General features: G+C 49.1%; 18 protein-coding genes. 16 read left to right on the top strand and 2 right to left on the bottom strand.

Annotation, left to right across the window (positions count from 1 at the left end):
* The first annotated feature begins 8 nt into the window (after positions 1–8).
* The 15 genes from BBD42_RS30295 to pckA all read left to right on the top strand — a co-directional run bounded on the left by BBD42_RS30295 (position 9) and on the right by pckA (position 20506).
* Entirely contained in the window at positions 9–1418 is a 1410-nt protein-coding gene (locus tag BBD42_RS30295; RefSeq protein ID WP_237163577.1) for an ABC transporter substrate-binding protein, read from the top strand.
* Between the two features lie 161 nt (positions 1419–1579).
* On the top strand, positions 1580–4444 hold the full coding sequence (locus tag BBD42_RS30290) for an extracellular solute-binding protein (protein ID WP_099521884.1): 2865 nt from the start codon (positions 1580–1582) through the stop codon (positions 4442–4444).
* A 115-nt stretch (positions 4445–4559) separates the two neighbouring features.
* Entirely contained in the window at positions 4560–5432 is an 873-nt protein-coding gene (locus tag BBD42_RS30285; RefSeq protein WP_442952539.1) for a carbohydrate ABC transporter permease, read from the top strand.
* A gap of 5 nt (positions 5433–5437) precedes the next feature.
* Positions 5438–6301 (top strand): carbohydrate ABC transporter permease, encoded by an 864-nt coding sequence (locus tag BBD42_RS30280; protein ID WP_099521189.1) that lies wholly within the window; start codon positions 5438–5440, stop codon positions 6299–6301.
* 19 nt (positions 6302–6320) lie between these two features.
* Positions 6321–7769 (top strand): gluconolactonase, encoded by a 1449-nt coding sequence (locus BBD42_RS30275; protein WP_172455676.1) that lies wholly within the window; start codon positions 6321–6323, stop codon positions 7767–7769.
* Complete coding sequence (locus tag BBD42_RS30270; RefSeq protein ID WP_099521187.1) at positions 7747–8370, top strand: YIP1 family protein; 624 nt, start codon at positions 7747–7749, stop codon at positions 8368–8370. The genes BBD42_RS30275 and BBD42_RS30270 overlap by 23 nt, the downstream gene beginning before the upstream one ends.
* Before the next feature lie 16 nt (positions 8371–8386).
* Entirely contained in the window at positions 8387–10948 is a 2562-nt protein-coding gene (locus tag BBD42_RS30265; protein ID WP_099521186.1) for a DUF5696 domain-containing protein, read from the top strand.
* A complete protein-coding gene (locus BBD42_RS30260; RefSeq protein WP_099521185.1) occupies positions 10945–11844 on the top strand; it encodes a carbohydrate ABC transporter permease in 900 nt (299 codons plus the stop codon). The genes BBD42_RS30265 and BBD42_RS30260 overlap by 4 nt, the downstream gene beginning before the upstream one ends.
* Before the next feature lie 41 nt (positions 11845–11885).
* Positions 11886–12881: a carbohydrate ABC transporter permease gene (locus tag BBD42_RS30255; RefSeq protein WP_237163285.1), complete on the top strand. Its 996-nt coding sequence runs from the start codon at positions 11886–11888 to the stop codon at positions 12879–12881.
* A gap of 9 nt (positions 12882–12890) precedes the next feature.
* Positions 12891–14561 (top strand): glycoside hydrolase, encoded by a 1671-nt coding sequence (locus BBD42_RS30250; RefSeq protein WP_099521184.1) that lies wholly within the window; start codon positions 12891–12893, stop codon positions 14559–14561.
* A 256-nt stretch (positions 14562–14817) separates the two neighbouring features.
* Entirely contained in the window at positions 14818–15453 is a 636-nt protein-coding gene (locus BBD42_RS30245) for a spore coat protein (protein WP_099521881.1), read from the top strand.
* A gap of 121 nt (positions 15454–15574) precedes the next feature.
* Positions 15575–17245, top strand: a complete 1671-nt coding sequence (locus tag BBD42_RS30240) for a ribonuclease J (RefSeq protein WP_099521183.1) — start codon at positions 15575–15577, stop codon at positions 17243–17245.
* A 452-nt stretch (positions 17246–17697) separates the two neighbouring features.
* Positions 17698–18729 (top strand): type I glyceraldehyde-3-phosphate dehydrogenase, encoded by a 1032-nt coding sequence (gene gap, locus BBD42_RS30230; RefSeq protein ID WP_099521181.1) that lies wholly within the window; start codon positions 17698–17700, stop codon positions 18727–18729.
* Positions 18711–18932: a GapA-binding peptide SR1P gene (locus tag BBD42_RS30225; protein ID WP_172455675.1), complete on the top strand. Its 222-nt coding sequence runs from the start codon at positions 18711–18713 to the stop codon at positions 18930–18932. The genes gap and BBD42_RS30225 overlap by 19 nt, the downstream gene beginning before the upstream one ends.
* 5 nt (positions 18933–18937) lie before the next feature.
* The gene (gene pckA / locus BBD42_RS30220; protein WP_481855995.1) at positions 18938–20506 is read left to right on the top strand and encodes a phosphoenolpyruvate carboxykinase (ATP); all 1569 of its coding nucleotides are present in this window, start codon (positions 18938–18940) and stop codon (positions 20504–20506) included.
* A gap of 118 nt (positions 20507–20624) precedes the next feature.
* Here pckA and aroC read toward each other — a convergent pair whose 3' ends face one another.
* Positions 20625–21680 (bottom strand): chorismate synthase, encoded by a 1056-nt coding sequence (gene aroC / locus BBD42_RS30215; protein WP_099521178.1) that lies wholly within the window; start codon positions 21678–21680, stop codon positions 20625–20627.
* Between the two features lie 19 nt (positions 21681–21699).
* Positions 21700–23052: a 3-phosphoshikimate 1-carboxyvinyltransferase gene (gene aroA / locus BBD42_RS30210; protein WP_099521177.1), complete on the bottom strand. Its 1353-nt coding sequence runs from the start codon at positions 23050–23052 to the stop codon at positions 21700–21702.
* Positions 23053–23157: 105 nt separating this feature from the next.
* Between aroA and BBD42_RS30205 the strand changes: the two genes are divergently transcribed.
* Positions 23158–24069, top strand: a complete 912-nt coding sequence (locus BBD42_RS30205; protein WP_099521176.1) for a LysR family transcriptional regulator — start codon at positions 23158–23160, stop codon at positions 24067–24069.
* The last annotated feature ends 157 nt before the right edge of the window (positions 24070–24226 follow it).

Here is a 24226-nt window from a genome sequence, read left to right as displayed (position 1 = left end):
TGAAACAGATGAAAAAGATGAAATCGATGATGCTTATTTTATTAACGGCTGGATTGATGATTCTGTCTGCTTGCAGTAGCAACAATGCGGGAAATGCAATAGCTACCCAAGCGCCTGCCGCCTCGGCAACGGCAACAGCTGCGGAGGAAACGATTGCTCCTAGCCAGGAGCCTGAGCCTCCAGCTGCCGATTTGGGCGGCAGAGAAATTCGCATCTCGCATTGGTGGGATGCTACCCCTGACGGAGATTCTGAAGCGGATGAATTGGCACGTGAAAGAATCAAAAAAGTGGAAGAAAAATATAACGTGAAAATCAAATACTTAAATACGGAATATTGGTCGACTACAGAGAAGCTGTCTTCCTCTGTAATGTCGGGCGATCCTTTCGCTGAAATTGTCCGACTGCCTGACGGCTTCATATGGGGCCTGATGCAAGGGGGATTTTTGACGCCATTGGAAGATTACCTTAAAGATACGCGAATTGCACCGGATGTCGTTGAAGCGATGCGCTTTGGCGGGGATCATGTATTTGGACTTGAAAGCTGGTATAACCCGAATGATACCGGGATGTTCTATAACAAAAGGATTTTCAAGGAAGCGGGCTTAAAAGATCCGCAGCAGCTAATGGACGAGGACAACTGGAATTGGACGGCGATGCTGGATGCCGCGAAGAAGCTGACTGTAGACAATAATGGTGACGGAAAAGCAGACCAATATGGCCTTGCCGGTGCGCATTATGTGTTCTCGGAGCTGCTCATTGCCAGCAACGGCGGCATTATTTACGACGAGGCGAACAAAAAAGTAGCTTTTGATTCACCCGCTTCTATGGAAGCGCTTAACTTCCTGTATAGCCTGTATAACGAGCATAAAGTTGTGAAGAAAAATGAAGGAAACGACTGGGAGGATCCGGCGAAATATTTTGCAGAAGGTACGATTGCGATGTATCCGGGCGGCTTGTGGGAAATCGAAGGACGCCTCCAGGATAAGATGAAGGATGAGTGGGGATACGTTTATCTTCCTAAGGGACCGCAGGCAGACACCTATTTAGATCCGCTTGGTCAAACGGCAGCTTACGTCATACCTAAAGGGGTCAAGGATGCCGATGTCATCGTGAAAATTTGGGAGGAGCTTCAGGATTTCGATAACTGGCAGGAAAATCGCAGGTTATGGCAGGAAAATGTGCTGCCGGATGAAAGCTCCATCGCTAACGCCATGAATGACGATGGAAAGGTACAGCGTGTGTTCGGCGGACGCTTCGGGGGGCTCGGCATTAAGGATCAGCTCGACTCCGTAACCGGCAAATTCGTCAAAGGCGAAATTACGCCAGCAACAGGCGTCGCCCAAGTCATTGGGCCTGCGCAAGCGGCTGCTGAAAAAGTGCTTAAAGGCGAGCAAGACAAGAAAGACGACAAAAAATAAATGCCGAAAGCTTTGCCCATAAAAAAGCGGCCTGCCCGGCTTTCCGATTGGGAAAACCGGGCGGTTGCCGTCAAACAAAATTTCGCCAGTTTATAAATGGGGGGAATTAGGTGGAAATCGTATTTACCAGAAAAACGGCCGCTAGGATAATAGTTATCGCTATGCTGATTTCGATATTGGTTTTCCCTATATCTCAGTCCGGCGCAGCGAGTGTTCAAGCTGACTCAACGACAGCAGCCGATCCAAACGGCGACCAGAGCTTTTTGACAAATGAATCGGAAAACAGCTATGGCCATTACTTGCAGCGCTACAAGGATGAAGAACGGCCTCAAGAGGAGATTGTCATTCAAGGGGCGGATTATACAAGCTCAAGCGAAATGGAACCGGAAATTATGCATGAGCTCGGCGGCGAACCGGGCGACTTCGTCAAGACGGGAGAGAGCGGCTCCATGGAGTGGGAACTTGAGGTGCCGAAATCCGGCCTGTATCATATCGCCATTCGCTATTTTCCAATCGAAGGAAAAAGCTCGGCCATCGAGCGGGAGCTGTTGATCGACGGAGTGCTGCCGTTTGCCAGCGCCAGAAATTTGACCTTCCAGCGCATATGGAAAAATGAAAGTGATCAGATTTTGCAGGATAACCGGGGAAATGAGCTGCGGCCGCGCCAGATAGAATCGCCGATGTGGCAGGAAGCGCTGCTGCGGGATACAGAGGGCTATTACGAGGAGCCCTACGTCTTTTATTTTTCGGCTGGCAAGCACACGATGACGCTGGTATCTTCCAGAGAACCGATGGCGATTGACTATTTAAAAGTGTACCGCTATGAGGAGCCTTCCTCTTACGAGGAGATAGAGCTGGGCTACAAATCCAAGGGCTATGCGGAGACTAGCGGACATTTGATTAAGCTGCAAGGCGAATATGCCGCTTACAAATCGTCTCCGACCTTATATCCAATTTCCGACCGTTCAAGTCCGTCTACAGAGCCATATGACGTATCCAAGATTAAGATGAATACGATTGGCGGCAACAATTGGCGGGTGCCGGGCCAATGGATCGCATGGGACATTGAAGCGCCAGAGGATGGATTATACCGGATTGCGATCAAGAATAGGCAAGAATTGCTGCGGGGCATTTATTCCACACGCTCGCTATGGATTGATGGGGCCATTCCGTTTCAAGAAATGACGCAAATTCCGTTTTATTATGATTCGGACTGGCAGATGAATGTGCTCGGCAGCGAGGAAAAGCCCTATTTATTTTATATGACGAAAGGGAAGCATGAGCTGAAGCTTGAGGTGAGCTTAGGCGCAATGGCTCCTTTGATTCGCCAAGTAGAAGCAAGCCTGCTCGACATCAATGCGATGTATCGCAAAATCCTGATGATTACCGGCAATGTGCCGGATCCTTACAGGGATTATCAATTAGATAAACAAATACCCGACATGGTCGGGGTGTTTCAGGAGCAAAGCGACATTCTGTATGCCGTGTCGAAGGAGCTAGTGCGCCTGACAGGAGAGAAGAGCGACAAGACGGCCATATTGGATAAAACCGCCTATCAATTAGCAGATTTGGCCAAAAAACCGGAAACCGTCCAAAAGCGGCTGTCTCAATTCAAAATCAATGTTGGCAGCATCGGAGCTTGGATTTTGCAAGTGAGGGAGCAGCCGCTTGAAATCGATTACCTCGCCTTGGCTTCGTCTGATGTAGAGCTGCCCGGTGCGAATGCTTCAGCTTCTAAAAAAATCGTTCATGAGGTATCTTCCTTCTTTCATTCCTTCTTTGAAGATTACGATACGATTGGAAACATGGCGCAGGATGAGCAATCGATAACGGTATGGATCGGAACCGGCCGCGATCAGGCTCAAGTGCTGAAAGCGATGATCGACGATACCTTTACGCCGCTAACCGGTGTGGGAGTGAACCTTAAGCTTGTCAATCAGGATGTGCTGCTGCGTGCGTCTCTGGCGGGGGAAGGACCCGATGTAGCTATGCAGGTCGGCAACGATGTGCCGGTAAATTTCGGCATGCGGAACGCAGCGGAGGATTTATCGCAATTTTCAGGCTATAGGGCGGTCGTGCAGCAGTTCAGGGACAGCGCTATAGTGCCTTACCGCTATGAGGACAAGGTGTTTGCGCTGCCGGAGCAGCAAATTTTCAATATGCTTTTTTACCGGAAGGATATACTCGAGGAGCTGAAGCTTGAGCCGCCGCAAACGTGGGATGATGTGTACGCCATGATTCCGGTGCTGCAAAAGCATCATATGGATTTCGCGCTGCCAATTGCCCAGACGACGGGTGTTCCTGTGCTGGAGGCGAATCGGGCGTTTGCCATGCTTTTGTACCAGATGGACGGCTCCTTCTATTTGAACAACGGGGCCAAAAGCGGACTCGATACAGAGGTCGGGCTAGATGCATTCAAAAAATGGACCGATTTCTATACGAGCTACAAGCTGCCGCTTATCTTTGATTTTCCGATGCGCTTTCGCACAGGAGAAATGCCGGTTGGCATACAGGATTACACCTTCTACAATTATTTGAGCGTATCCGCGCCAGAAATTAAAGGCTTATGGGAGTTTGTTCCCGTTCCGGGCACCGTGCAGCAGGACGGTTCCATTCGCCGGGATGTGGCTAGCGGCGGGACGGCCGCCATTATGCTTAAACAGGCTAAAAACAAGGACGCAGCCTGGGAATTTATGAAATGGTGGGTAGGCAAGGATGCCCAGGTTCGTTTCGGCAGAGAGATGGAAGGATTGATGGGCGCTGCGGCGCGTTATCCGACCGCAAACATCGAAGCGCTCAAGGATCTGCCATGGCCGGCGCGCAATTATCGCAGCCTCGAAGAACAATGGCAATGGGTGCAGGGCGTGCCGGAGGTGCCGGGGGGCTATTTTACAGGAAGGCACTTAGACAATGCTTTGCGGGAAGTCATTAACAATGGTACGAATACAGCCGACTCCTTATACGATTATGTCCAAGAAATCGACTATGAAATTGAGCAAAAAAGAGACGAATTTCATTTGAAATGAGGGGACTTAAGGAGGGACTCTTTTGCAGAAAACGAAAATAGCGGCTGAGATCATGCTCCAGCCGAAGGGCCGCCTTGCTAGGCCGCAGCGGAAATGGGAGCTGTTCATCAAGGATATGAAGCGGGATAAGCATTTGTTTGTCCTGCTGGCTCCTTATATGGTGCTGTTTCTGTTATTTACGGTGCTGCCGGTCGTCATTTCAATCTTTTTCAGCTTTACGCATTTTAATATGCTTGAATTTCCGCGCTGGGTCGGATGGGAAAACTATTCCAAGCTGCTTTGGAATGACGATGTGTTTCTCATTGGACTTAAAAATACGCTTATTTTTGCAGTCATAACCGGCCCGGTCAGCTATATCGCTTGTTTTGTATTCGCGTGGCTTATCAATGAGCTTAATCCGAAAATTAGGGCATTTATGACGCTCGTGTTTTTTGCGCCTTCGATTTCGGGCAACGTCTTCTTTATTTGGCAAATTATTTTTTCAAGCGATTCGTATGGCATTATGAACGGCTTTCTAATGAAGATCGGGTTTATTTACGAGCCGATTCAATGGCTGCAAAATCCTGACTATATGCTCAAAATTATTATTATCGTCCAGCTGTGGCTCAGCCTTGGAACCAGCTTTCTCGCGTTTATTGCCGGCTTGCAGACGGTTGACCGCACATTGTATGAGGCAGGGGCGGTGGATGGGGTGAAAAATCGCTGGCAGGAGCTGTGGTTTATTACCCTTCCTTCCATGAGGCCGCAGCTGATGTTTGGCGCCGTCATCCAGATTACGTCTTCCTTGGCAGTAGCTGATGTGGCGATGGCTTTGGCTGGTTTTCCAAGCGTGCAATATGGGGCACATACGGTCGTGACCCATTTGGTCGATTACGGGACCATTCGTTTTGAAATGGGCTACGCGTCTGCTATCGCAACGGTATTGTTTATGCTCATGCTGGGCACTAATCTGGCCGTTCAAAAGTTGCTGAAGAGGGTGGGGGAATAGGCGAGATGAAGCTGGCCATGCGTCTGAAAAAAAGAGTGAACCGGTCCTGGCAGGTGGATATGATGCTGCTCCTCGTACTGGGCTTGTTTGGCTCCTTTATGGCAGTTCCGTTAATCTATGTCATGAATAATGCTTTTAAGCCGCTTGATGAGTTGTTTATATTCCCGCCTACGCTGCTTGTCAGAAATGCAACGCTTGAAAATTTCGCGGATTTGTTTCAAGTCATGAAAAATTCATGGGTTCCATTTTCCAGATATATTTTCAATACATTTTTTATTACGGCGGCAGGAACGGCAGGACATATTTTGCTGGCATCGGCGGCAGCTTACCCGCTGGCCAAGCATAAGTTTCGCGGACACAAAGTGCTGTTCACGGTTATTGTTCTGTCGCTGATGTTTTCTCCGCATGTGACGGCGATTCCCAATTATATGATTATGTCCGTGCTGGGATGGATGGACTCCTATCAAGCGGTAATCGTTCCGGCATTTGCTTATCCGCTTGGCCTGTACTTAATGAAGCAGTTCATGGAGCAAATACCGGATGCTTTGCTGGAAGCTGCCAAGATCGACGGCGCCAGCGAATACCGGATATTTTGGCAGGTCGTTATGCCGCTCGTCAAGCCTGCCTGGCTGACGCTGCTAATCCTAATGATGCAAATGCTTTGGGGAACGGATGGAGGCAGCTTTATTTACAGCGAACAGCTCAAGACGATGCATTATGCGATGGGGCAAATCATTCAAGGCGGTATTGCCCGCGCAGGGGTGGGCGCCGCAGTTGCGGTGATTATGATGACCGTGCCAATTGTGACGTTTGTTTTTTCGCAGAGCAATGTCATTCAGACGATGGCTTCATCTGGAATGAAGGACTAAAGCGATGGGGGCGTATGGATTGAAAATAAAGCGAGCGATTTTGTTTTTGGCAGCTGTGCTGCTCTTCGCCGGCTTAAGCCCGAAGCTGGCCCACGCGTCGCCGTATGAGGGGTATACCTATTCCTATTGGGGGGAGACCGTTCATTCGCCAATCGCGTATCTTCCATCCAAGACGATAACGGGACAAGAAATAGGTGTAGGGCCATGGAGCTCTCCCGCTGATCTGTTTGCAGCGCCTGACGGTTATTTATACGTTCTGGATTCAGGAAACGGGCGAATTGTCGTGCTTGACAGCGAGTGGAAGGCAGTCCGTGAAATTAAGAAATTTCAGAATAACGGCAAGCAGGACGGCTTCAATAATCCGGAAGGCCTTTTCGTGACAGAGGGCGGTCATATTTTTGTGGCGGATACTGAAAATAGGCGTGTCGTCGAGCTGGAAGGCAGCGGAGCGTTCGTCAGAGAAATTACCGCTCCAAAGTCGGAGGTCATTAGCAGCAATTTTGAATATTTCCCGCGAAAGGTCATTGTGGATAAAGCCGGCCGCATTTACGTTGTCGCCAGAGGCGTCTTCGAGGGCATTATCGAATTTGACAGCGAGGGCGGCTTTACTGGTTTTATGGGGACGAACCGGGTGCAGTTTGATCCTGTAGATTTATTCTGGAAGACGGTATCGACTAAAGAGCAGCGGGAAAAGCTGATCCGGTTTGTTCCGATTGAATTTAACAATGTAGATGTTGATCTGGACGGATTCATCTTTACGACTACAGCCGACAAGCAAACCTCAGCCCCTGTCAAAAGGCTGAACCCATCGGGCATTGACGTTATTCGGATAAACGGGAATATAGGCCCGGTAGGAGATTTGAGCAGAATGCGCTCGGCCTTCATTGACATCGATGTTAGCGGCAATGGCGTTTACCGGACGCTTGATTCTACCCGGGGACGGATTTTTACTTATAACGAAGACGGCAATTTATTATACGTATTTGGCCAGCTGGGCAATCAGCAGGGCACGTTTAAAAATCCGGTTGCGGTTGAAAGCTCCGGCAATCGGGTGTATGTTCTGGACCGCGATCAGGGTAGAATTACCGAGTTCGCAGCGACCAAATTCGGAAGCCTCGTTAATGAGGCCAATGGATTGTACAGCATAGGCAAGCACGATGAAGCAGCAAAGCTGTGGAAGGAAGTGCTCCGGCTCGATGCGAACTATGAAATGGCCTATATCGGCATCGGCAAGTCGATGCTGCGCCAAGGCGAATATAAGCAAGCGATGACTTTTCTAAAACTGGGCAACGACAGGGAATATTACTCCAAAGCATTAACGAAATATCGCAGGGAATATATGCGCGAGCACTTTGGGATCTATATGACGATACTGATCCCGCTGATTTTGGTCGTTATCGCCGTTCGACGAAGCATGAGGCTCAGAAAGGGGGAACTGAAACAGGATGCGGTTTCTCAAGGAGGCTAGGTACTCGCTGCACGTTGCATTCCATCCCTTTGACGGGTTTTGGGACCTGAAATACGAGAACAAAGGAAAGCTCCGGATCGCGCTTGCCATTTTGCTCGCCGTGACGGTTACGATGATTCTGAAACGCCAGTATGCTGGCTATGTCGTCAACTATAATCATCCGTTGGAATTAAACAGCTTTGATGAATTAAAGTACATTGTGCTTCCTTTCCTTCTGTGGTGTGTCGCGAACTGGTCGCTCACTACGCTGATGGATGGAGAAGGGAAATTCAAAGAGATTGTCATCGCGACGGGTTATGCGCTGCTTCCTTTGATTTTGATTTATTTGCCCAATATGCTGCTCAGCAATGTGATTACGCTGCGCGAGGCTTCATTCTATTACTTGCTGGAATCGGCGGCAGCGCTATGGTTTGTTTGGCTGCTGTTTATTGGAACGATGACGGTTCATCAATATACGGTGACGAAGACGATCATGACGATGCTGTTAACAGTTGTAGTGATGGGCGTCATTATTTTTCTTGGGCTGCTCTTCTTCAGCCTGATCCAGCAAATCGTTAGTTTTGTATACACGATTTATCAGGAACTTTCATTGCGAGCATAAGAAAGGGGGCCAAACGGTGAAGCGGAAGCTTGCGATCATCATGACGGCAGTCTTTATTGGCTGCTTGCTTATAGCTCAAGGCACCAATTTCGCAGAATATGCGTCCGAGGTCGTAGCCGAGCCAGTATCAAGCAACGGACAACATAGCGGGCTTGCAGGCTCAAGCGGCCAGTCCGGCAAGCTGCCTTCATTGCCTGAAGGGATGGAATCAGCAGCTGAAAATGAATTTTTAGCGTTGTACGTCAATCCCGAAACGACGGAAATTGCCGTTCGGGACAAGCGCAGCCAAGCGATTTGGTATTCCAATCCGCAAAATCGCGAAGACGATCCGGTCGCAACCGGCTATAACAAGACGAAGCTGAACGTGCAGGTCGAGATCGCTTATTTTGACAGCGCGGGAAATGCATTGAAGTATGACAATTACACCCATAGCGTTCAGAACGGCCAGTATGCCATAGAGAAGGCAAGCGGTGGACTGGACATTATCTATACGCTAGGGGAGGTCAAAAGCGATATGGATGCGATCCCTAAATATATTAGCGCGGACCGCTTTCAAACCGTCATTTTGGATAAAATCGAACAGTCGGTGGACAAAAGAGAAGTTGAAAAGCGCTTTAAATACGATGAGGCAAAGCAGCGTTATGAACGAAGGGACTCCTCCTTTAAAGGGATCGGATTAGCAAAGGTTACCGAAATCTTTAATCGGATCGGCTATGACGAAGAGCAGAAAGCAATCGATAAGGCGGCTTATGGCGAAGCGTCTACCGGCAGCGCAAGTGTTCGGATTCCTTTGCATTATCGGCTGGATGGCGAGCATCTGCTGGCAACAGTTGCGGCGGGCGAGATCGAATATCCGGCTGCGATGAAAATTCAGACGCTTTCGCTGCTTCCGTTTTTTGGCGCAAGCGGACGCGAGGATGAAGGTTATACGTTCGTGCCGGATGGATCGGGCTCGCTGATCCGTTTCAACAATGGCAAAACCTACGACGCGCCGTTCCGGACGGCCCTTTATGGTTCCGATGCATCCATTAGCCAGCTCATTAAAATTCAGAAAGAGGAAGCTGCGCGCTTGCCTGTATTCGGAATGAAATATGAGAACCGGGCATTTGTTGGGATTATTGAAAAGGGTGATGCGGTTGCCGCGGTCGAAGCGGACGTAAGCGGCAGGCTGAACGATTACAATACCGTATTTCCCAGTTTTACGCTGACTAATTTGGAGGAGGTTACCTTGACGAACGGGTGGCGCTCCAGCACGGTCAAAAAGTTTCAAGCGGAGCCTTTTGCCGGGGATATGACGGTCCGTTACGGCTTTCTCGGCACGGGTGAGGCCAGCTATTCGGGCATGGCGGCGCATTATCGCCAATATTTGATTAAGCAAACGGGCCTAACGAAGCTGCCGGATGAAGGGGATGTACCGTTTTATGTCGAGCTGATTGGCGGCATACCGAAAAAGAAATTTTTCTTAGGCATTCCTTATAACGCCTATGAGCCGCTTACGACTTTCGATCAGGCGGAGACTATTATGAGCCAAATGCTGGATAAGAAAATCAGCGGCATCAAGCTGCGTTATACAGGCTGGTTTAACGAGGGCCTAAACCATAACCTGCCGAAGTCGATTTCCGTTGACAAGCAGCTCGGCGGAAGCAAAGGTATAAGCAAGCTCAAGGCATATGCCGATGCGAATGGCATATCGCTGTTTCCTGATGCGGCTTTTCTTGAGGCAGCTCCGCAAGCGGAAGGCTTTAAAAAGTCGAGTGAAGCTTCCCGATTCATTACGGGCAGGCTGGCGGAAATTTATCCTTACAGCGCGGCCAGCTTCAGTCAAGAGGATGAACGCGAGCCCGGTTATGTAGTCAGTCCGAAGTTGCTGCCGAAAATGACAGCAGCATTTATGGACGATTACGGGAAGCTGCAGCTCTCTGGTTTGTCGCTTAGGGATCTTGGCAGCGAGCTGAACTCCGATTTCAATCGTTCCGAGGTTATCGATCGCGAGGAAGCGAAAGAGATCGTAAAGCAGCAGCTGAAGCAAATGAGCGGCTCCGTCAAGGAAGTGCTGGTGGAAGGCGGAAACGCTTATTCGATCCCTTATGCGCGGCATATTGTGAATGCGCCGATAACGAGCAGCGGCTTTAATATTACCGATGAGAGCGTTCCTTTCTTTCAACTGGTTTATCACGGTTATGTGCATACCGCTGGAAACGCCTGGAATATGGCAGATGACCAAGATTCCACCTACAACTTTCTAAAAGCGCTCGAAACGGGCTCTTCATTGCATTACACGTGGTTTTTTGCTGATTCATCCGCGATCAAAATGACGGAGTTCGACCATTTGTATTCCGCCGATTACCGGGGCTGGATCGACGAAGCAGCGCAAAGATACGGTGAACTTAACGACGTTCTCCATGATGTGCAAGACCAAGCGATTGTTGATCATCGGGCACTGGCAGATGGAGTGTACCAGACCACTTTCGAACAAGGGAAAACCATTATCGTCAATTATACTGATGCGCTAGCTCAAGTGGGCGGAATTACAGTTAGGGCAAAGGATTATTGGGTTGGGGGTGAAGCACAGCGATGAGGTTCAGGAAGCTTTCGCTTGAACAAAAAAACAGGTATTACGGACTGTATTTCATTCTTCCCTGGTTTGCAGGCTTTGTGTTCCTGTTTATGGTGCCGCTGCTGTCATCGCTCAGGTACAGCTTTAGCAATCTGCAAGTTACGAATGACGGCTTTAGCCTGGACTTTATCGGACTGTCCAATTACCGGGAAGCTTTGTTCTCGCATGAATCGTACGTCAGAATATTGACGGAATCGGTCGTAGATATCGCCGTCAACACACCGCTCATCATCATATTCAGCTTGTTTTTTGCGGTGCTGCTTAATCAGCGGTTCAGAGGACGGGTGCTGGCTCGGGCGATCTTCTTCCTCCCCGTTATTTTGGCATCCGGCATTATCGCCAGCATCGAGAACGGAGATTTGATGCAATCCGTCGTTCGCAGCGCAAACGATACAACCGGCGGCGGCTTGTCCATTATGAAAAATCTAGAGCTCGCTGTCCTGCTCATCGAATCAGGGGTGAGTATAACCTTTGTGGAGTATATGACAGGTGCCGTTAGCCGAATTTATGAAATTATCAGCCAATCGGGAGTCCAAATTTTGATTTTTTTGGCGGGTCTGCAGTCGATTTCTCCTTCTTTGTACGAGGCGGCTAAAATCGAAGGCTCAACGGGCTACGAGGCGTTCTGGAAAATTACGTTTCCGATGATCAGCCCGTTAATTTTGACGAATCTCGTTTATACGATTATCGACAGCTTCATTAGTGATGAAACAAGCCGGCTAGTTGTAGATACGGCATTCAAAAGCTATGATTTTGGCCTCAGCGCGGCGATGGCGTGGATGTATTTTGCTGTCATTGCACTTGTGCTGTGGATAACGACATCGATTGTTTCACGCAAGGTGTTTTATCAAGATTAGCGGTTTAAGGGAGGAAGGACATGGAGAAGGAGACCGCTGAGATGCAACAGTCAACGAAAAAAGAATTGCATCATCGGATGGCATCCGCTGCCTATTGGCTAGAATTTGCAAAAAAATGGCTGTGGATGGCCGTCCGATTCGTACTCATTTTTGGCATATCGTTTGTCATCGTCTACCCGATTTTATTAAAGCTGTCGATTGCATTCAAAAGCATGGATGATTTGTATGATTCCACGGTCATTTGGGTGCCGCATACGCTGACGCTCGACAATTTCAAGCTTGTATTCCAAGCGATGAACTATCCGCAAGTGCTGCTCAATACGCTGCTGCTGTCTTCTGCGGTCATGCTGCTTCAGACGGTAACGTGCGTGCTTGCTGGCTACGGCTTCGCCCGGGTGAAATTCAGAGGAAGCGGCTTTTTGTTCGCAGGTGTTATTTTTACCATTTTGGTGCCGGCCCAAACGATTATGGTTCCGCTTTATTTGCAATTTAAAAATTTTGATCTTTTCGGGCTGATTAAGCTGATCCAAGGCGAGCCCGCTAATTTGATTAACACGTACTGGCCGTTTATTATTTCGGCAGCGCTAGGCATGGGCGTCAAGACTGGCTTGTATGTGTATATTTTTCGGCAATTTTTCAAAGGGATTCCGCGAGAGATTGAAGAAGCCGCCTATGTGGATGGGGCTGGCTACTTTACAACCTTCAGAAGCGTCATCTTGCCTAATGCGCTCCCGTCTATGGTGACCGTCATGCTGTTCTCGTTTGTGTGGCAGTGGAACGATTCTTTTTTTACGAACATGTATTTGAATGAGCCTAAGGTGATGTCGTCGATGATGGCTTCTTCCGGCTATGCGATTGCTACATTCCTGAGCGGAGGGGGGCAGGCGGAAACGGCTTCCTACGTCCAGGATCCGTTCTTTATGTCCATGATGATGAACACCAGCGTCCTGATGGCTATACTGCCGCTTATTATTTTGTATTTGTTTGTGCAAAGGCATTTTGTAGAGAGTGTTGAACGATCAGGCTTGGTCGGATAGGAGAGGCGGATGAAAAAGAAATTGACAGTTGTAATCGTTTTGGCGTTCACGTCAGCTGTAGGCTTGTATTTCAATTTCGCATCAAATCGTTCGGATAGCGCAAGCAGCCCGAAAAAGGAGGAAGCACAGGTCCAGCAGCTGGCGCCGCCTGATGTAAATGTATCGCTCGACGCAGCGGTCCGCTATCAGACGATCGATAATTTCGGGGCGTCCGACGCATGGTCGATGGAGCCACTGGGAAAGCATTGGACGGAAGAAAATAAAAATCGCGTTGCGGATTTGCTATTTTCAAGAGAGAAAGGAATTGGGCTGTCGGCCTGGCGCTTCAATATCGGTGCAGGCTCGATTGACACGGACCAGACGCGTATTCCAGATCCATGGAGGCGGGCGGAATCGTTCAAGCTTGCGGAGGAAGGGGAATATGATTGGAGCAGCCAGGCGGGTCAGCAATGGTTTCTTCAGGCGGCAAAAAATCGGGGCGTGGACACTTTGATCGCATTCGTAAACAGCCCGCCGGTCTGGATGACTAAAAATGGTCATGCCCAGCCGGACTCAGAAGTCGGCTCCACCAATCTGAAAGAAGGTTATGAGGAAAAATTTTCGGCATTTTTAATCGATGTTTTAGAGCATTTTAGAAAGGAAGGCTTGGCATTCCAATATATTAGCCCGATTAATGAGCCGACCTGGGATTGGAATTTGGCCCAGCAAGAAGGCAATCGTTATAACAACGACGATCTTAAGCGTGTCATTCTTGAATTGCACCGGCAGTTGAAAGCAAGCGGCCTTGAGGCGCAAATCAGCGCCCCAGACGGCGTAGAAATTACAGCGCTGCTGGATGATGAATATTATGGGCAGTATGCAGGGAGCGGGACCTATTCGGGCGGTGCCAATAGTCTCGGAACAGGGAAATACCGGGAATATATTAAGGAGCTGCTCGGCGATCCCGTGCTCAAGGAAGCGATTGGGAATAAAATCGCTTCGCATTCCTATTGGTCCGATTACAGCAATCCGGGCGATGACCGGCTGGGCAAGCTGAGGCAATTGCTGGCTGCCAATCTGAAAACATACGACGAAAAGGCTAAATATTGGGTAACGGAATATTGCATTCTTGGCGAATATGGTCCCGGGCGTGACCTTGGCATGGAGCCTGCTTTGCATGTGGCCCGCACGATTCATTTTGATTTGACTGAAGCAAATGCAGCTGCTTGGCAGTGGTGGACAGCGGTGTCCAAGGTCGATTACAAGGACGGCCTGATCTATACTGATTTTAGCGAAGCGGGTGACGAGCAAAATATTCTGACTTCTAAAATCATGTGGGCACTCGGCAATTACAGCAAATTTATCCGTCCGGGTGCGCAGCGCATCTCGCTTGCAGGACTGGATAAAGAGGCGCGCAGCGGCTTGCTGGGTTCAGCTTATGTACATGAAGGAGAGCAGACGGTTACAGCTGTGTTCGTCAATGACAGCGAGGATGACAAGCGCATTCGGGTTTCATTGAATGGCATGGATCGGCACCATTCCATTGCATTCATGGAACCGTATATTACGTCGGCGGGTCGAGATCTTGTCCGCGGGGAGAGCATTCCTGTACAAGGCGATTATTCGTTTGAAGCGATTATTCCAGCGAAGTCTGTCGTCACGTTGACGGGAGGCGGGGCAGAAGGCACGGTCGAACATTAACTCAAAATAATAAGTCCAAACAATTAGTGAAAAACAATAAGCAGGAAGCAGTAGGCGTTGATGGCCATTCATCAACGCTTTTTTTGCAGTACGCCCAGCATGATCGTCATCTCTAGGGTGGAAGTCCCAATCGGGACGGAGAACGCGCCATCGAATCGGTAAAAATGCCTCTTAGAAAACGGGGATGTATAAATTCAGCCTCCAGCTTTCATATTAACAACTATAAATGAAGGAATAACAAAGAGGAGAATTGATGATGCAGCAGCAAACTACAGCGAATAACGAAACACAGAAGGCAATGAACAAAAATCATGGAGGACATGAGCTTTTTGATTTGCAGGAGGTATTGAATTGCAGCATTAGCGCAATGGATCAATATATGATTTTCAGACCATATGCACAGGATCAGGAGCTGCTTAATCTTATCGACAAGCAATATCAATTTATGCAATCGCAATACAATTTGACGGCTGAATGCTTTAAGACCGGGCAGGCGCCAAGCCAAAAAACATCAACGTATTTGATTAATGAGGTAATACCGACGGTATACGGCATGAAGCAAAGCTCGCCGAAAAAACCGATACAATCACTAGCCGATGTCAATGATGCCGGAGTATGTAGTTTTATGCAAGGCATCGTTAAAAAGCATGCTTCGCTGTTAACGACGTCTGCTCTTGAAGCAACGAACCCGGTTGTCCGCCGTGTACTCGCATCCCAAGTGCAAAATTTTATTGAAATGTCCTATGAGCTCTTTATGTATCAAAATAAAAACGCTTATTATCAGGTGCCGCAATTAAATGATGCTGATATGCAGCAAATTTTGAATACATTTTCACCATCCGCCGAAACACCGCAAATGCCAGAGCCTAATAAAGGAACAGCCCTTCATTAACAGCAACATTTAGAAAATAATAAAAGTTTACGGTTGAATTAAGTACCCATATGCAACTAAAAAGACGCCCGGTCCCCATTCCGGGCGTCTTTTTACTAAATAGAACGGGAGGCTGATTGTGGTGAAAGTGCGGAATAAACTATCCGTTGCTGCATTAGGCGGGGTTAATGAGATCGGTAAAAATATGTACATTTTACAATACGCGGACGATATCATCGTGATTGACTGTGGATCTAAATTTCCTGACGAGAGTTTTTTGGGCATTGATCTCATTATTCCGGATGTAACCTATTTGTTAAATCATACAGAAAAGGTAAAGGCTCTAATCATAACACATGGACATGAGGACCATATTGGCGGCATTCCTTATTTTTTGAAACAACTGAATATCCCGATTTATGCCTCAAGATTAACCATTGGCCTGATTGAAATAAAGCTGAAGGAGCATGGCCTTCTTCGTACAACGCAGCTAAATTTAATTGATTCGAATTCGCGTATCGCCTTTGGTCCGATTCAGGTGTCATTTTTCAGCACTAACCATAGCATTCCGGATTGCTTGGGAATTGCCCTGCATACACCTGAAGGAACGGTTGTACATACAGGCGATTTTAAATTTGATATGTCACCCGTCAATCATCAATATCCTGATCTGCATCGAATGGCCGATATTGGCAAAAATGGCGTGCTGCTGCTGTTGTCAGAAAGCACCAATGCCGAACGGCCTGGCTTTACGCCATCGGAACGGCTGGTTGGGGATCACATTACAGAAGCATTCAGCAAAGCTCAGCAGAAGGTGTTTATTTCAACTTTCGCGTCTAACGTCCATCGGGTTCAGCAAATTGTTGACGCGGCCGCTAACACGGGCCGAAAGCTTGTCCTGCTTGGCCGAAGCATGGTGAATGTAACTTCTGTAGCCAAGGAGTTAGGCTATTTAACCATTCCCGACGATATGCTTATCGATGCCGGAGATACGGATCGTTATGCCCCTGAAAATATTGCTGTCCTATGTACAGGAAGCCAGGGAGAGCCTATGGCTGTACTCTCACGTTTGGCAAGCTCGAATCATCGGCAAATCGAAATTATGCCGGGCGATACGGTTATTATTGCCGCAACCGCTATTCCGGGCAATGAGCGCAATGTTGCGCGCATCATTGACAATCTTTATTTGCTTGGCGCAAATGTTATATATGGCTCGGGAAGCGCAACAGGTATGCACGTATCCGGTCACGGCAACCAAGAAGAGCTGAAATTAATGCTTACCTTAATGAAGCCCAAATATTTTATTCCGGTTCATGGCGAATTCCGCATGCTTTATCAGCACCAGCAGCTTGCGAGGTCGGTGGGAGTTGCCGAGGAGAACATTTTTATCGTTAACAATGGAGAGACCGTGGAAATCGAAAACCAAATTGCACGTAAAGGAAGCAAAATCCCTGCGGGCAATATGTTGGTGGACGGATTAGGGATTGGAGATATTGGGAATGTTGTACTCCGCGACCGAAAACAGCTCTCGGCTGACGGCATTCTTGTTATTGTCATCACGCTTAGCAAAACGGAAGGGCATATTCTTTCCGGTCCGGACATCATTTCCCGGGGATTTGTTTATGTTCGGGACTCCGAAGCGCTCATGCAAGAGATCAATCAGCTTGTGGAAGCGACAGTTGAAAAACTGCTGGAGGAGCACGGAAGCCAGTGGAATATGATGAAGAAGACGTTAAGAGACACCTTGGGACGTTTCTTATTTGCCCAAACCAAAAGAAGGCCAATGATTCTCCCGATCATTATAGAGGTGTGAATAATAATGCTTGTTTTGTAAATCATATATGGATGTTTTTCGAAAGGAGGGATATGAATTGGCTAAGCAGCAAGGGCATGGCGCACAAAATACAACTACTCGCACCTCGGACAAGCAAGGCAGTAAAGCGAGCAAAGGCGGAAATAAATCATAGGAAAGAAGAGTTTAGTTGCTATCGACCATTAAACAACAATTGCAGCCTTTGGATCAGCAATGATCTAAGGGCTAATTTGTATTTCTTGATACAGGTACGTAAAGGCAAGGGATTGGTGGCCATCGAAAGCTTTATCTCTGTGATGCATCATATAGCGGTATTCCCTGATTAATTCGACATATATGTGACAATTAAAGGTGATAAAAAATTATTTAGTGCGTCATAAAAATATTTATGTTGTATTATAAAAGTGTAATGATGTATGCTATTAGCAAATAAGCGAAGGGGGAATGAGGAAATGCACCGCGGGGTTGGCATTAGCGGAATGGGGAGAATCGGACGGCTGCTCGTTAGGAAAATGTTGTCTGAGCCGAATCCGGCAGTTGTATTGAGGGCTATTAACAGCGTTTATCCTGTGGAGACCATTGCTCATCTATTGAAATACGATTCGGTACATGGGAGCTGGAAGGCTGATATACGGACTCGCGATCAGCAGCTGGTCATTAACGGACATCCCATACAGGTCGTATATGAAAGAGCGCCAGAGAACATTATGTGGCATCGTTATGGTGTCGAGCTGGCCATTGACGCAACCGGGAAATTCAATGATCGGCAAGGTGCGCTGAAGCATATTGCTTCAGGGGCTGATCGGGTGCTCATTACAGCGCCTGGCAAGCAAATGGACTTGACGATTGTGATGGGTGTTAATGAGCATCTTTATCGCCCGGAGGAGCATCAGCTGTTATCAGCCGCCTCCTGTACGACAAACTGTGTGGCTCCGGTCCTTCATGTACTGGATCAAGCGTTCCGTGTCCAGTCTGGCTGGATGACGACGGTGCATTCCTATACTTCTGATCAAAATCATTTGGACAATCCGCATGAGGATTTGCGCAGGGCTAGATCCTGCACCCAGTCTATTGTGCCTACGACGACAGGGGTCGGCAAGGCGCTTGCAGATGTGCTGCCGCATTTGTCCTCGCGCATTCAGGGCATGTCGCTGCGTGTTCCGACGCAGGATGTATCGTTAATTGACCTCACCGTTCAAACGGAGCGCCATACGACAGCCGTGGAAGTAAATGCAGTTTTGAAAGCGGCTGCAGAAGGCAGCAAGTCTTCTTATATCGGCTTTGCACAGGAGCCGCTCGTATCGGCCGACTATATTGGCTGTTCGAAATCGGCTATGGTAGACGGGCTTTCGACGCTGGTCATGGACAATCAGATTAAAGTAATTGCTTGGTATGACAATGAATGGGCATATGCATGCCGCGTAATGGATGTAGCCAATCTAATGATGGAAAGGGTGAAGGATTCATGCGAAATCACGGTATAGAAATGGGAGCCATTTATTGCAAGCACTGCATGACGCTGATTGATACACAACCAACGAAGAAGGTAACTAATTATTATTCGGAATGCAAGGAAGAGGCATGTGTGGAGGCGAGGTCTGGGGGCGGACTAGTTAGCTCGGGGCATATGCAAGCAAGTGGAAATGGGGCAGGCGGATACACAGGGACGGGAGGAAGCCAGGCATGAGCATCATGGAATCGAGACTGCGCCAGCAAGGCGTACATTATCAATTGACGACAGAGCAGCTAATGGAACAAGCGATTAAACGCGGCGAAGGAACGAAGCTGGAATCGGGAGCGCTTCGGGTGCTGACGGGGCAATATACAGGCCGTTCGCCCAAAGACAAGTTTATTGTATGCGAGCCTTCTTCGCTGCCGCAAGTAGCTTGGGGCAAAGTGAACCAGCCGCTTTCGCCGGAGCATTTTAACCAATTGTATGAAAAAGCTAAGCGTTATATGGAGCAGCAGGAGCTGTTCATCTTTGACGGCTATGCTGGTGCGGATGAAGCGTACCGCCTGCCGATTCGCGTTATTAATGAATATGCCTGGCATAATCTATTTGCCCGCCAGCTGTTTATTCGACCGAGCGAGGAGCAGCTTGCCTCCCATAAGCCTGAATTTACCGTCATCGCCCTTCCGGGGCTCAAGGCAGATCCTGCATGTGACGGGACAGCGTCCGAAACGTTTATTTGCATCTCTTTTGAGCAAAAAATCGTGCTGATTGGCGGAACGGAATATGCGGGCGAGATGAAAAAGTCGATTTTCAGCGTGCTTAACTACTTGCTGCCTTTGCAGGGCGTCCTGTCGATGCATTGCTCGGCGAACGTAGGCGAGCAGGGCGATACGGCGCTATTCTTCGGCCTATCGGGCACGGGCAAGACGACGCTTTCTGCCGATCCTTCGCGCCGCCTCATCGGAGATGACGAGCATGGCTGGTCGGAGGATGGCGTGTTCAACTTCGAAGGCGGCTGCTATGCGAAATGCATTGGGCTGAGCGAAGAGAAGGAGCCGCAAATTTGGCAGGCGATCCGCAGCGGCGCTGTACTGGAAAATGTAGCGTTAGATGCGCAGACAGGGCAGCCTGATTATAACAGCAATCATCTGACGGAAAATACGCGCGCTGCTTATCCATTGGAGCATATTCCAGGAGCGGTGCTGGCCGGAAAAGCAGGCCATCCGAACGTTATTTTGTTTCTGACCGCTGACGCTTGCGGCGTATTGCCGCCGATTTCCAGGTTGACGAAGGAGCAGGCTATGTATCATTTTCTATCGGGCTATACGTCCAAGCTTGCGGGTACGGAGCGTGGAGTAACGGAGCCGGAGGCGACGTTTTCCGCTTGTTTCGGAGCGCCGTTCCTGCCGCTTGAGCCAAGTGTATATGCGGAAATGCTCGGTGAAAAAATCGCCCAGCATGATTCAAAAGTGTATTTGGTAAATACAGGCTGGTCCGGTGGGCCGCACGGCATAGGGCAGCGGATGAACCTGCGATATACGCGGGCGATGGTAACGGCCGCGATTAATGGCAGCATTGAACAGGCTGAATTTATCGCCGATCCGGTATTTGGCCTGAGCTGCCCGCTCACGGTAGAAGGCGTGCCGGATGCGGTGCTCCTGCCCCGTGAAGCATGGCAGGATAAGGCGGCCTATGATCAGCAGGCGGCCAAGCTTGCCGCACAATTTGAAAATAATTTCCGCAAATTCGTTGGCGTAAGCGCGGAAATTGCCGCCGCTGGTCCAGTGGGACTGCCAGACGAGCGCTGATAGAAGAACGGGATAGTAGTGAAACAAGAGACTGCTTTGAGGCTGTAGAAGCCTTAAAGCAGTCTCTTGTTATTTTTCAGTCAAGTTCTATTCTAGTTCATTTCTGTCTTAGTTAAGTCTAGCCGAGCATGGCGGCTTGCCGCTTGTACTGATCCTCCAATACGAGGCAGACCATCGCTTCCACAACGGGGACAATTCTCGGACAAATGCAAGGATCATGCCGTCCCTCGGTTCTTATTTCCTGCTCCTCGCCGTGAATGTTGACCGTTTGCTGCGGAACCGAAATGGAGGAGGTCGGTTTAACGCTTATACGAAAAATAATGTCCTGTCCCGTGCTGATGCCCCCTATGATGCCGCCCGAATGATTGCTGAGAAATCCGTCGCTGCTCATCCCGTCATTATGCTCGCTGCCGAGCATGGAGGCGGCAGCGAAGCCAGCGCCAAATTCAATGCCTTTTACGGCGCCAATCGATAGCATCGCTTTCGCCAGCTCCGCATCCAATTTGTCAAATACCGGCTCTCCAAGACCAGGCACTACGCCACGAATCCGGCATTCTACAATGCCGCCGCAGCTGTCGCCAATGGCTGCGAGCTGTTCAATTTTGCGGATCATTTTCGCTCCGGCGGCGGCGTCACAGGCACGAACGGCATTTTGTTCTATGATGCTCTCATCGAAGGTTTCGCATTCAATGCCTCCGATAGCCTGCGTATAGGCAAGCACCTGCACACCCCTTTGCTCCAGCAGCTTGCGGGCGATGGCACCGCCGGCTACTCTTCCAGCCGTTTCTCTGCCAGAGGCCCGTCCACTTCCTCTATGATCGCGAATGCCATACTTTTGCAAATAAGTGAAATCGGCATGGCCCGGGCGAAAGGAATGCTGGATATCGCTATACGCATCCGGCCTTATATCCTGATTATGCAAAATAACGAAGAGCGGCGTTCCAGTCGTTTTTCCCTCGAACATGCCCGATAAAATATGAACGATATCATATTCCTTGCGCGGGGAGGTGACGGACGATTGCCCGGGCTTGCGCCGGTCCATTTGCCGCTGAATGTAGGCTTCATCAAGTTCGATGCCCGGCGTTACGCCATCGACAATGACACCAACCGCCTCGCCATGGGACTCGCCAAAGGTAGTGATTTTAAAAGCTTCTCCGAATGTGTTTCCTGCCATAATCGATCATCCTCTGCGTCTATTCGTTTATTTGAAAGCCTAGTGCAGCCAATTGCTCAAAATATTTCGGGTTTGTTTTGGAGACACAGCCCGGGTCGGAAATTTGCAGATTAGAAACTTTTGAACCAATTAAAGAAAGGGCCATAGCCATGCGATGGTCATCATGGCTATTTAATAAAGCGGCTTGCGGCTTGCCGGGAAAAACGGTTAGGCCGTCTTCATATTCCAATACGCGAATGCCTAGTTTGCCCAATTCCGTGCAAATAGCAGCTATCCGGTCACATTCGTGATGTCTAATATGAGCGGCATCTTTCAGTGTAATGGGACCATCTGTAAAAATAGCTAGGACAGCGAGCGTCAGCGTCTGATCCGACCATTTTTGCATGCTGACGGTAAAGCCGCCCTTCAAACGCTCTGGTCCATGGACTTCAACAAAGCTTGCGCCGCGGACAATCGTACAACCCATCTGCTCCAGCACGCCGAGCATTGCAATATCGGGCTGGCTTGTACGGCTGGCGTCAATGCCTTCCGTTCTTATGCGCCCTGCGGTAAGCGCGGCGAGCGCCCAGAAATAACAGCAGGTCGATACATCAGGCTCCAGAAGAACGGAGCGTGCTTCATATTTTCCCGTAGGTATCGTAATGCAGGGGGCGTCTGTGTCCAGAGATGCAACAGGTGCTGCACCAAACAAAGCCATCATCGCAACGGTCATTTCGACATAGTCTTTTTGCACGACTTCCCCATCTATGCGCACTGTTATCGGCGCTTTCGCATAAGGGGCGGCTAACAGCAAACCGCTTATGAATTGACTTGATGTAGAGCCAGGCAGCAGCACCGTCCCGCCCTGCAATCCGTTTGCCTGAAGGACGAAGGGGAGTGAACGCTCGGCTTGCTCGTATTCAAACGCTGCTCCTAAATGCGTCAGTGCATCCAGCAAGGGAGCCAGCGGCCGCTCGTGCAACCGCCTAGTGCCTTTAATCGCCCAAACGCCATCTCCAATAGCTAAAGCTCCGGGCAAAAAACGCGCAATCGTGCCAGCAGCTCCGACGTACAGCTCGCCAGATGAGATAGGCCAGTTTCCTCCGCAGCCATCGACATAAGCGGTGTCTCCTTCGATAGTGATCTTTACTCCGAGCTGCTTTAATGCGGCAATGCACCAGTAGGAATCATCGCTTAATAATAAACCGTCAATTTGCGATTTTCCTACGGCAAGCGCGGCTATAATGAGGGCGCGGTTAGTTAAGCTTTTGCTTCCCGGTATGCGCACCGTTCCTTCCATTGCTCCGCTTGGAGGATTCAGGGTCACCTGCTGTTTATCGCTATGGGCCGACCAAGGGGAGCGTGCAGCTAAATCGGGCTGGAATCCGTCCATATTTCCACCTCTTTTGTTTTCTTGTCTAAACCCGATTATAATGAAGAAAATGAAATAAGTGAAATCGGATTTTATTGAAAATGATATAGAGGTGGTCTATACCAAATGTTCAATCTGGAATGGTATCGCATTTTTCTGCATACAGCACGCTGCAAAAATTTAACAAGAGCGGCGCACGAGCTGCATATTACGCAGCCATCGGTCAGCTATGCGATTAAGCAGATGGAGGAGGCTTTGCAGCTCAAGCTTTTTCATCGACTGTCGAAGGGCGTCGAGCTTACCGAAGAAGGGCGAGCGCTGCTGGGCTATGTAGAGCAATCCTTTTCCATGCTGGATTCTTCGCAAAAGCATTTGCAAAATATGAAGCTGCTGAATGAGGGGGAAATCCGCATCGGAGCGAGCGATTCGCTGATTAAGCATCTTTTGCTGCCGCAATTAAATACCTTTCATCGCGATTATCCGGGTATCCGCATCCGGCTTTCGCATGGGAAAACGCCTGATATTACGCAGCGCTTAAGGGAAGGAGAAATCGATTGTGCCATTATCCATCTGCCCATAAACGATTCACAGCTGAATATTCAGACGCTTGCGGTGCTGGAGGATTGTTTTGTAGTTGGGGAGGCTTATGCGGAGCTAGCCCGCCGTTCGGCCGCAAGTGGAGCTTTGTCGATGCAGCAGCTGGCTGAGCTGCCGCTCCTGTTATTATCTCCGGGAAGCAGCACGAGGGAATTTATTGAACAATGGTTTGCGGGCAAGGGACAGGTGGTAAAGCCGGATATCGAGCTTGGCAGCATTGATTTGCTCGCCCAGTTCGCCAGGCTCGGTTACGGGGCAGCCTTCATTAGCCGTTCTTTTGTGCAGGAAGAATTAAATAATGGCATGCTGTTTGAATTATTAGTAGAGGACCCGCTTCCACCGCGCAGCATCGGGCTTGCCGTACGTCAGGACAGAAAGCTGTCGGTTGCGGCTGAGCGCTTCGTCGAGCTGTTTATGCCGGCTGGCGATGAGGGATATTAAATGAGTTCTGATGAGATTAGGCTTGCCAAGCTTATCCGGTATATCACTCGGTAAATCCGAATATGTTCCATCAGCATCCGTACATTGTTCATGGCACCTGCTGGTGTGAACAATGTACCATAAAGAAAAAGCGTTCTCTGCACAACCTAGTGTGGTA

The sequence above is a fragment of the Paenibacillus sp. BIHB 4019 genome (assembly GCF_002741035.1).
GTDB lineage: Bacteria > Bacillota > Bacilli > Paenibacillales > Paenibacillaceae > Pristimantibacillus.
Note: the sequence above shows the minus strand (reverse complement) of the source record. Positions and strands in the feature narration are given on the sequence as shown.